The 9,419-nt window shown below is 69.7% G+C and carries 9 protein-coding genes; 4 read left to right on the top strand and 5 right to left on the bottom strand.

Annotated elements, in window-relative coordinates:
* Positions 1-72 precede the first annotated feature (72 nt).
* The 5 genes from PMI14_RS23500 to PMI14_RS23480 all read right to left on the bottom strand — a co-directional run bounded on the left by PMI14_RS23500 (position 73) and on the right by PMI14_RS23480 (position 5,141).
* Positions 73-441: a response regulator gene (locus PMI14_RS23500; RefSeq protein ID WP_007858007.1), complete on the bottom strand. Its 369-nt coding sequence runs from the start codon at positions 439-441 to the stop codon at positions 73-75.
* A gap of 19 nt (positions 442-460) precedes the next feature.
* On the bottom strand, positions 461-2,080 hold the full coding sequence (locus tag PMI14_RS23495) for a diguanylate cyclase (RefSeq protein ID WP_007858005.1): 1,620 nt from the start codon (positions 2,078-2,080) through the stop codon (positions 461-463).
* The gene (locus PMI14_RS23490; RefSeq protein WP_007858004.1) at positions 2,061-2,594 is read right to left on the bottom strand and encodes a molybdopterin-dependent oxidoreductase; all 534 of its coding nucleotides are present in this window, start codon (positions 2,592-2,594) and stop codon (positions 2,061-2,063) included. Before PMI14_RS23490 ends, PMI14_RS23495 begins: the two co-directional genes overlap by 20 nt.
* A 265-nt stretch (positions 2,595-2,859) precedes the next feature.
* Positions 2,860-4,461 (bottom strand): rhodanese homology domain-containing protein, encoded by a 1,602-nt coding sequence (locus tag PMI14_RS23485; protein ID WP_007858001.1) that lies wholly within the window; start codon positions 4,459-4,461, stop codon positions 2,860-2,862.
* A gap of 32 nt (positions 4,462-4,493) precedes the next feature.
* Positions 4,494-5,141 (bottom strand): cysteine dioxygenase, encoded by a 648-nt coding sequence (locus tag PMI14_RS23480; RefSeq protein ID WP_238541890.1) that lies wholly within the window; start codon positions 5,139-5,141, stop codon positions 4,494-4,496.
* A 155-nt stretch (positions 5,142-5,296) separates the two neighbouring features.
* On the opposite strand from PMI14_RS23480, the gene PMI14_RS23475 reads away from it, so the two are divergent.
* From PMI14_RS23475 to PMI14_RS23460, 4 genes are read left to right on the top strand one after another with little or no spacing between them, the layout of a single operon-like run.
* Positions 5,297-6,325: an ABC transporter substrate-binding protein gene (locus PMI14_RS23475; protein WP_007857998.1), complete on the top strand. Its 1,029-nt coding sequence runs from the start codon at positions 5,297-5,299 to the stop codon at positions 6,323-6,325.
* A 7-nt stretch (positions 6,326-6,332) separates the two neighbouring features.
* Entirely contained in the window at positions 6,333-7,418 is a 1,086-nt protein-coding gene (locus PMI14_RS23470; protein ID WP_007857995.1) for an ABC transporter permease, read from the top strand.
* On the top strand, positions 7,412-8,212 hold the full coding sequence (locus PMI14_RS23465; RefSeq protein ID WP_007857992.1) for an ABC transporter ATP-binding protein: 801 nt from the start codon (positions 7,412-7,414) through the stop codon (positions 8,210-8,212). Before PMI14_RS23470 ends, PMI14_RS23465 begins: the two co-directional genes overlap by 7 nt.
* 10 nt (positions 8,213-8,222) lie before the next feature.
* Positions 8,223-9,398: a cytochrome c gene (locus PMI14_RS23460; protein ID WP_007857991.1), complete on the top strand. Its 1,176-nt coding sequence runs from the start codon at positions 8,223-8,225 to the stop codon at positions 9,396-9,398.
* Positions 9,399-9,419 lie beyond the last annotated feature (21 nt).

Raw genomic sequence — 9,419 nt, 5'->3', positions numbered from 1 at the left:
CTGGGGGCGTCCCCCTCCCAGATTGCGAAGCAATAGGAGAGGGGGAAGGCGCAAAGCGACTCAGGGGGTGCTTCATTCCTTTTCTCCTGCCAGTGCGGCGAGCTTCCTCGCTGCATCGGCCGTGATGGGTTTCGCGATGAAGGCCAGGCCGGCTTCCTCGAAGCGTTCCTGAACGGCCCCCTGGACGTTGGCCGTGACGATCGCGATGGGCAGCTGGGGCCGGGTCTTGCGCAGCAGCAGGGCCGCCTCCAGGCCATTCATCCCATGCATGTTGAAGTCCATGGACACGATGTCCACGGCATGCTGCTCCACCATGGCCAGGGCTTCTTCGCCACTGCCGGCGTGCAGGATGGTCCATTGGGGGTAGGCCTGCAGGACGAGGCCCTGCAGGATGAGCCGGGACATGCGGCTGTCGTCGACGATCAGGAGTTGCAGGCTCATGGTGTTGGCTGTGCGTGGGTCATTGGGAGTGCGCGGCAGCGCTTTCGTAGGCGAGCACCTTGTTGCGGCCGGAGGCCTTGGCGCGGTACAGCGCCTGGTCTGCCCAGGCGAGGATGGTGTCGATCCCGGCGTCCCGGTGCGCCATCTCGGCCATGCCGATGGACACGGTGATCTTCAGGGGTTCGCTTGCGATGGACAGGATCTGCAGCTTGGCGATGGCATCGCGGATGCGTTCGGCCACGGACCAGGCGCTCTCGGTGGACGAATGGGGCAGCAGCGCGGCAAACTCCTCGCCGCCCAGCCGCCCGAGGATGTCGGCCTCGCGCAGCACGTTCGCAATCGAGGTGGCGCAGGCGCGCAGCGAGTCGTCGCCGGTCTGGTGCCCATACCGGTCGTTGATGCGCTTGAAGTGATCGATGTCGATCATCAGCACGGTGCAGGGCTTGGCATGGCGGCGGCAGTGGTCGAGCAAGGCGGTGCCGCGCTCCAGGAAGGCCCGCCGGTTGAGCATGCCGGTCAGCGAGTCGCGCGTGGCCAGCTCGCGCAGCTGCGACTCCAGTTGCTTGTGCGTGCTGATGTCGAAGCACCACAGCAGGTGGGCCAGCTTGCCATCGACCTCGATGAGGCGTGCGGACAGGGAGCTCCAGCGGGGATTCTTCCCACCGATCAGCGCCTCCATGCCATCCACCTGGCCGTACCGGTCCAGCGCCGCCATCAATTGCTGGCTGGCGCCCGGTTCGTGCAGCAGCTGCGGCAGGAACAGCTTGATGGGCGGAAATTGCAGGCCCAGGCGTTCCACCATCTGGCTGTTGATGAAGTGCACGAAGCCGCTTTCGACGTCCACCAGCACCACATCGCTCGGGCTGGAATCGAGGATGAAGCTCAGCAGCGCGCGGTTCTCCTCGATCTCGCGCGTGCGGCTGGCCACGCGCACCTCCAGCTGGCGGTTGGCCTGTGCCAACTGCTGGGACAGGGCCTGGGCCGATCGGGCTTCGTGCAGCAGCTTGCGGATCAGGAGGGCCGTGCCGACCAGCAGGCCGCCGAGCACGGCGCTGAGCAGCATGAACTGGCTGTGCAGGTCCTGGCGAATGCGGTCGGACTCCTGCGTGGAAAACAGGTGCACCGCCACGACCGCCTTGCGGATGCGCTGCAGCAGTTCGTCGGCATGCAGGGTGATGTCGCCGGCCACGTCGCCACGCACGGGCGGCGCTGATGCGAAGCGGGCCGACCACCGGTCGACATGCCTGCCCAGGTCTTCCAGGTCGAGCACGGTCTGGGGGAGCTCCTGCCGCAGGCGGGTGCCCAGGCGCGGGCTGGTGTCGGACAGGTCGAGCGTGCTGAACAGGACCTCCAGGCGCTCCTGCAGCTCCGCCTCGGGCGCTTCCTGGGCCTTGACCTTGCGGGCCAGCAGGGCCACCCGCGCCAGTTCGCTGTGGACGCTGGACACATGCCACAGGTCGCTTTGCTGAAAGGGTTGCGCCAGTGAGCGCACCTGGTGGAGCGTCCACCACAGGGCGACGGACGTGGCCAGCACCATGGCCGCCACCAGGGCCAACAGCCAGTAGGTTCCATTGCGGTGGGGTGGCAGGCGGCAGGCCTGGGGCGCAGGCGGCCGCAGCTTATCGGACGGAGAGGACATTGACCTGCCAGATGGTGCGGTTGACGTAGTCCTGCTTTTGCAAGCGGGGGTGCCGGTCAAAGGGGTAGATCAGGATCAGCGGCCCCTTGTCGCGGATGCCGATCGGCTGCTGGTCGCGCCGGTAGGCCAGGATGGGGTCGTACTCGACCAGATCGCTCCAGGGGATGCGAACGGAGTAGTCGTTCAGGGCCGTCAGTTCGATCTGGTGCTGTTCGTTGCCTCCCAGCTGTTCCACCAGCTGGCGCAAGGACACGCCGCGCCACCGGGACTTGCCCGGCATGCCCAGCGCTTGCGGCAAGGTGGTGGCGATTTCGCGTGGCGAAAGCCGCTCCAGCGCCTGCATGTCACAGGCCTGCGCAGGCTGGGTTGTGATGTGCACATGCAGCACCGTCCGCTCGCCCGATGCTGGGCACACCGGGTTGGCATGGGAGGGCAGGGGCAGCCACAGACTGGGCAGGGCAACAAACAGTGCGAGGGCTGCGCCGGGCAGCCCCGCCGGGGATCTGGGCATCATGAAGGGGTCTCGCTGGCTCGCTTCTGCAATGCGGTTGCAGGAGCAGACGCCGCGACTATGCCGGGATGCCTCGCCAAATGGGACCGTTTACGCGCCGTTGTGGGGGCAATGGCCCCATTTTGACAATTGTTGACGGCTCGGAGCGCCGTGGCGCGGCCTGGAAGGCCGCAGCGCCGGGGGGCGGGGCTGCGGATTGCCTCAGGCTGGGGCGCGCTCTTCCATGCGCCTGCGGGCACGGCCTTGCAGGCCGCCCGGCAGTGGCGCTTCAGATGACCCGAAAGCCGTGCGTGCCGTCGCGCCCGAGCTGCTCCACCAGCCCGAACTCCCAGTCCAGGTAGGCCTGCATGGCCGCGCGCGGGCTCTCCGTGCCCTCGTAGGGGCGGCGGTAGCGGTCGGTGCGGGGCGAGGCCAGGCGCGTCTCGCCATGCTCCAGCGGCAGGTTGGCCGCGATCCAGGCCTGGGTGCCGCCTTCGAGCACCAGCACCTCGGCGCCCGTGAGGCGGGCCAGGTCCTGCGCGGCATAGCGGGCCAGCAGGCTGCTGCCGCAGGTGAGCACATAGCGCTCGGCGCGCGGGATGGCGGCCACGGCCTGCGCCAGCTGCGCGCGGATCACGAACCAGGCGCCGGGGATGTGGCGCTGTGTGTAGTTGGCGCTGCTGGTCAGGTCCAGCACGGCGGTGTGGCCGGGGGCTTCGTCCTGGAGCCAGGCGGCCAGCTGTGCGGGCGTGGTCCAGGCGATGGGGCCCTTCGGCTCGGGCACGGTATTGGCCACGGCACCGGTCTCGGTGAAGGCGGAGGCCTGCACGCCATCGAGCACCCAGGCCTCCCAGCCCATCTGGGCCAGCCACGAGGCGCTCATGTTGGCGCGCACGCCGTCGTCGTCCACCAGCACCAGGCGCGCACCGCGCACGGCGGCCGTGTGGTCGGTCTCCTGCACCAGCTGCCCGCCGGGCGTGTTGCGAAAGCCGGGCAGGTGGCCGGCCGCGAACTCCTCGGGCGTGCGCACGTCCAGCAGGTAGGTGGTGCGCCCGGCCTCGGCCGCAAAGCGGGCCAGGTCGCCGGCCTGGGCGCGCTGCACGCGGGCGCGGTCGGCCACGTTGCGCGCCTGCCCGGGGGCCTGGCTGCGGTCGATGTGCACGGCGGGGTCGAAGCGGCGGCTGGCACCGCGCTCCAGCGTCTGGCCGGCCAGCAGCCAGCCGATGGTGCCGTTGCGCAGCGCGGCCACGGGGTTGGGGATGCCCGCGTTGACCAGCGACTGCGTGCCGATGATGCTGCGCGTGCGCCCGGCGCAGTTGACGATGATCTGCGTGGCCGGGTTGGGCGCCAGCGCCTGCGCGCGCAGCACCAGCTCGGCACCGGGCACGCTCATGCCCGTGGGGATGTTCATGGTGTGGTATTCGTCGTAGCGGCGCGCGTCGAGCACCACCACGTCGGCCTTGGCGTCGATCAGGGCCTGCACTTCCTCGGCCGCCAGCGAGGGCGTATGGCGCTCGGCCTCTACCAGCTCGCCGAAGGACTTGCTGGGCACGTTCACGTCGATGAACAGCTCGCCCCCGGCATCGCGCCAGCCCTGCAGGCCGCGCGCCAGCAGGGTCACACGGGTGTAGCCCAACTGCTGCAGCGTGCGTGCCGCAGGTTCGGCCAGGCCCTCGCCATCGTCGTAGACCACGATGAAGGTGTCGCGCCGGGGAATGCGCGTGAAAGCGTCCAGTTCGATTTTGCCGGCGGGCAGGTTGGCGGCGAACAGCGGGTGGCCCTGGGCGTAGGGGTCTTCCTCGCGCACGTCGAGCAGGGCGATTTCCTCGCGGGCCAGCAGGGCCTCGCGGACCTGGAGAACGGAAGTCTGGGGAATGGCGGGAGCGGTCATTGTGGGAATCGTACGGGTCTTTGGAAACAGGGTCAGGCCGAGGGCGCCGGGTTCTTCGAGAGGTCCCAGATGTTGGGCAGGGTGCTGTTGCTGTAGCCGGAGATGAAAGGTTTGCGCGTGCCGTCTTCGAGGTACACGCTGCGCTGCACGGCGCCGATGTTGGCACCGTAGACGTGGATGCTGATGGAGGTCTGGCCATCCACCGCGTTGCTCACGCGGTGCACGTCGCCGATGGTGGGCGACACGGCCTCCACCTGGCCCGGCTGCAGCCGGTGCGGCGCGCCATCGGGCGCCCAGCGGCCGTCCGCCGTGCGGGCATAGGCCTGCGAATCCTCGGCGCCGCGCAGCATGCCGATCAGGCCCCACACCGTGTGGTCGTGGATGGGCGTGGCCTGGCCCGGGCCCCAGACAAAGCTCACCACCGAGAAGCGGCCCAGCGCATCGGCATGCAGCAGGAACTGCTGGTAGCGCTCGGGGTTGGGCTGTGCGTAGGCTGTGGGCAGCCAGTCGTCATGGGCCACCAGGGCGCCGAGCAGGGCGCTACCGCGTTCGAGCAGTTCGGGCTCGGGCGGGGCGCTTTCCACCAAAGCGGCCAGCTGCTGCACGAAGTGGCGCAGGCGGGCGACATCGGGGGAGGTCGGGGCGGCTTTTTCCATGGCGGTGGGGGCGAGGGCATGCATGCCCTGCATTGCACCAGTGTTGGGCGTCGGGGTGTGCGGAATCTTTTGCATATGCATCTCCGTTTTTCTTCGTTCTCATTTTGCTGCCCAGCCTTTGCAATGCGGCAGGTGCGGTGCTTGCCACCGTTGTCTTCATTACACATGGGGAGCAGGGCATGAACAACAAGGGCCAGATTCTGGGTGGGGGAGAAGCGCGTTGGTCGCGCCGGCAGTTGCTGCGTGCAACGGGTGCGGCCACGGTGGTGGGTGCTTCGGGCGTGGTCGGCAGCCAGGTGCTGGCCGCCGGCAAGCTGCGCGAGGTGAAGCTGGCGTGGAACGCCAATGCCATCTGCCTGTCGGCCGCGCCGGTGGCGATCGAGCGCGGCATTTTTGAAAAGCACGGCCTCAAGGTCGAGCTGGTCAACTTCGCAGGCTCCACCGACCAGTTGCTGGAGACCATCGCCACCTCCAAGGCCGATGCCGGCCTGGGCATGGTGCACCGCTGGATCAAGCCGCTGGAGTCGGGCTTCGACGTGAAGCTGGTGGGCAGCTCGCACGGCGGCTGCTCGCGCCTGGTGGGCTACGAGGCGGCGGGCGTGACCAGCCTGCAAAAGCTCAAAGGCAAGACCATCGCGGTGTCGGACCTCAACAGCCCGGGCAAGAATTTCTTCTCGGTGCTGCTGACCAAGGCCGGCCTGAACCCCGAGAAGGACATCACCTGGCGCCAGTTCCCCGGCGACATGCTGGGCCTGGCGGTGGAAAAGGGCGAGGCCCAGGCCATTGCCGACGGCGACCCCAACCTGCTGTTGATACAGCGGCGTACCAAGGGCCTGGTGGACCTGGCCTCCAACCTCTCGGGCGAGTACGCGGCCAAGACCTGCTGCGTGCTGGGCGTGAGCGGCGCCCTGGTGCGCAATGACAAGGGCACGGCGGCGGCGCTCACGCGCGCCATCATCGAGGCCTCGGACTTCGTGGCCGACAACCCCAACGAGACGGCACGCATCTTCAGCCCGTACTCCAAGGTGCCGCAGGAGGACCTGCGTGCCGTGCTGGGCACGCTCACGCACCGCAGCCACCCGGTGGGCACGGCCCTGCGCCAGGAGATCGAGTTCTACGCCCGCGACTTCAAGCTGGTGGGGGTGCTCAAGCCCTCCACCGACCCCGCGCGCTTTGCCGCGCATGTGCACGCCGACGTCCTGGCCTGATCCCGCCATGAGCACCGTAGCCGACCACATCCTGCCAGCGCCCGCATCCGTGGCCGAGCTGCCCCGGGCACCCCGTGCAGCGGCGCCCATAGCCGCTGCGGCAGCGCCCGCCAGCTTCGGCGCGGCCCAGCCCGTCCCCGCCATCTGGTGGACAGGTCTGGTGGCTGCAGCCGCTTGGGCGGCCCTGGGCCTGCTCACCTACCTGTGGCCTAACAAGCCCGCCGGTTTCAGCGAATGGGAATTCACCCAGGAATTTGCCCTGGGGGCTGGTGCCGTGGCCCTGGCACTGGTGGCGCTGGCCTTGGCACCTGCGGCCTTCGGGGCCGTGGGCCGGCGTGCGCGCCGCGCGGGCCCCTGGCTGGTGGCCATCGCCGTCGGCCTCGCGGTCTGGGAGGTGTTCACCGCCAAGCTCGGCACTTTGCCGCCGCCGTTCTTTGCCCCGCCGCAAAGCCTGGTGGAGGTCTATGTGACCGACTGGGCGCGCCTGCTCGAGAGCGCCGGCGCATCGATCCGCCTGCTCGCCCTGGGCATCGCCATCGGCGCGGCGGCGGGCTTCACCACCGGCGTGCTGATCGGCTGGTCGCGCCAGGCCAGCTACTGGATCCACCCGGTGCTGCGCATCCTGGGGCCCGTGCCGACCACGGCGCTGCTGCCGGTGAGCTTCTATTTCTTCCCGTCGAGCTGGTCCACGGCGATCTTCTTGATCGCGCTGGGCACAGCCTTCCCGGTGGCCATCCTCACCTGGTCGGGCGTGGCGGGCGTGCACAAGAATTACTACGACGTGGCGCGCACCATGGGCGCATCGCCCTGGTTCCTGGTGCTGCGCGTGGCCATACCGGCCGCGCTGCCGCAGGTCTTCGTGGGCCTGTTCATGGGCCTGGGCGCAGCATTCTCCACCCTGGTGGTGGCCGAGATGCTGGGCGTGAAGGCGGGCCTGGGCTGGTACCTGACCTGGGCCCAGGGCTGGGCGGCGTACCCCAATATGTATGCCGCGCTGATCGTCATGGCGCTGCTGTTCTCCGGCGTCATCACTTTGCTGTTCGTGCTGCGCGACCGGGTGCTGTCCTGGCAGAAGGGGGTGGTGAAATGGTGAGTGCCGTTGTTTCGGAGTCGAGCGCTGCCGCCAAGGTCACCGGCGCACGCATCGACGTGCGCAATGTAAGCCACTGGTTCGACCTGTCCGCCGGCCCGCTGCACGTGATCGACGAGCTCGACCTGTCCATCGCCCCCGGTGAATTCGTGGCCCTGCTCGGGCCCAGCGGCTGCGGCAAGAGCACCTTGCTGCGCCTGGTGGCGGGGCTGGAGCCCGCGACCACGGGCGAGCTGCTGCAGGACGGCAGGCCCATCACCGAGCCCGATCCCTCGCGCATCGTGGTCTTCCAGGACCCGACGCTGTTCCCCTGGCGCACCGTATGGGACAACGTGGCCCTGGGCCTGCAGGCGCGCGGCATTTTGCGCGCCCAGCGCCACCGGGTGGACCAGGCGCTGCGCCTGGTCGGCCTGCAGGACTTTGCCAAGGCCTTCCCGCACCAGCTGTCGGGCGGCATGGCGCAGCGCGTGGCGCTGGCGCGGGCTTTGGTCAACGATCCGAGCCTCTTGGTGCTGGACGAACCGCTGGGCAAGCTCGACTCGCTCACGCGCCTGTCCATGCAGACCGAGCTCGTGGACCTGTGGCAGCGCACGGGCTTCTCGGCCCTGCTGGTCACGCACGATGTGGAAGAGGCGCTGTTCATGGCGCAGCGCGTGGTGGTGTTCTCTGACCGGCCGGCGCGCATCCAGCAGGTGCTGGTGAACGATTTGCCTTACCCACGCCACCGCGGCGACCCGCGCCTGGCCGAGCTGCGCCGCGAGGCCCTGGCACTGCTGGGCCTGGATGCCAGCTGGTAGCGGGAGCGCCTTGTCCCCTGAGTTGCTGAACGGCTTGCTCGAAGGCCTGCATGCCGCGCAGCAGGGGCTGCGGGCCCTGCTGCATGCCCTGGGCCTGGCGCCCGAGGTCCATGGCCAGCCCGGCTGGCCCCTCGCGCATCGCATTGCGGCCGAGATGCTGGTGGTGGATGCCGGCCATGCGCGGCGCGTTCTCGGGTCGCTGGCCTGCGCAGGTGGGGCCCTGGTGCTGCTGGCCGTGGCGCTGGCCTGGCGCCGTGCCCGGTGGCCGCTGTCGGCCCTGGCCATCACCGTGCTGGTGCTGGCCCCCTGGCCCCAGGACCATCTGCTGCTGGCGCCGGCCGTGGCGACCAGCCTGCACCAGTCCCCCACCGGCTTTGCTGCCGCAGGCATCGTGCGTGGCCAGGCCGCCTACCAGCAGCACTGCGTGCGCTGCCATGGCACCGACGGCCGCGGAGAGGGGCCCGACGCGCCCCAGCTGGTGCAGTGGCCGCCCAACCTGAACGGGGCCTTGCTCTGGAAGCGGCTCGAGGGCGAGCTGTTCTGGCGCGTGCGCGAGGGCATGCACAACCGCGCCGGTGTGCCCACCATGCCCGGCGCGGGCAGCGCGCTGAGCGACGCGCAGATCTGGGAGGTGCTGGACTACCTGCAGGCCCATGCGGCCGGGCAGATGCTGCGCGAATCGGGCACCTGGGACCGCCCCGTGCGCCTGCCGGCCATGGCCGTGCAATGCCGCCAGGGGCGCGCGCGGCAGAGCAGCGGGCTGGTGGGGCAGCGCGTGCGCGTGGTCGTTGCCGGGCCCGGCGTGCAACCCGTGGCCGACGATCCGCGCCTGGTGACCCTGGTGGCAGGCACGCTGCCAGCAGGCTCCGATCCCGAATGCCGGCCGCAGGCAGACATGCATGACGTGGAGCAGGCGCTGGCGCTGGTCCTTGGCATACCGGCCGCCGAACTGCCGGGCTACCAGCTGATCGTGGACCGCACCGGCTGGCTGCGTGCCCGCGGCCAGCCGGGCAAGGCGGCCTGGTCCGAGGATGACCTGGTCTGCCGCTCCACCACGGTGCCCAGGGCGCCCCCCGATGGACCGGTGGCGACCACTGCCGCCGCACAGGGCGACGGGCTGGAGGCGCTGATCCGCCGCATGGACGCAGAGCCGGTGCGGCTCACGCGCGGCGGCTTTCCGCACTGAATCGGATGGGGGCGGGCTGGC

The sequence above is a fragment of the Acidovorax sp. CF316 genome (assembly GCF_000276605.1).
GTDB lineage: Bacteria > Pseudomonadota > Gammaproteobacteria > Burkholderiales > Burkholderiaceae_C > Acidovorax.
Note: the sequence above shows the minus strand (reverse complement) of the source record. Positions and strands in the feature narration are given on the sequence as shown.

Excerpts from the sequence above, each read along its gene's own strand:
- PMI14_RS23500 (WP_007858007.1), bottom strand. The coding sequence starts at position 441 with ATGAGCCTGCAACTCCTGATCGTCGACGACAGCCGCATGTCCCGGCTC.
- PMI14_RS23495 (WP_007858005.1), bottom strand. The coding sequence starts at position 2,080 with ATGTCCTCTCCGTCCGATAAGCTGCGGCCGCCTGCGCCCCAGGCCTGC.
- PMI14_RS23490 (WP_007858004.1), bottom strand. The coding sequence starts at position 2,594 with ATGATGCCCAGATCCCCGGCGGGGCTGCCCGGCGCAGCCCTCGCACTG.
- PMI14_RS23485 (WP_007858001.1), bottom strand. The coding sequence starts at position 4,461 with ATGACCGCTCCCGCCATTCCCCAGACTTCCGTTCTCCAGGTCCGCGAG.
- PMI14_RS23480 (WP_238541890.1), bottom strand. The coding sequence starts at position 5,141 with ATGCATGCCCTCGCCCCCACCGCCATGGAAAAAGCCGCCCCGACCTCC.
- PMI14_RS23475 (WP_007857998.1), top strand. The coding sequence starts at position 5,297 with ATGAACAACAAGGGCCAGATTCTGGGTGGGGGAGAAGCGCGTTGGTCG.
- PMI14_RS23470 (WP_007857995.1), top strand. The coding sequence starts at position 6,333 with ATGAGCACCGTAGCCGACCACATCCTGCCAGCGCCCGCATCCGTGGCC.
- PMI14_RS23465 (WP_007857992.1), top strand. The coding sequence starts at position 7,412 with ATGGTGAGTGCCGTTGTTTCGGAGTCGAGCGCTGCCGCCAAGGTCACC.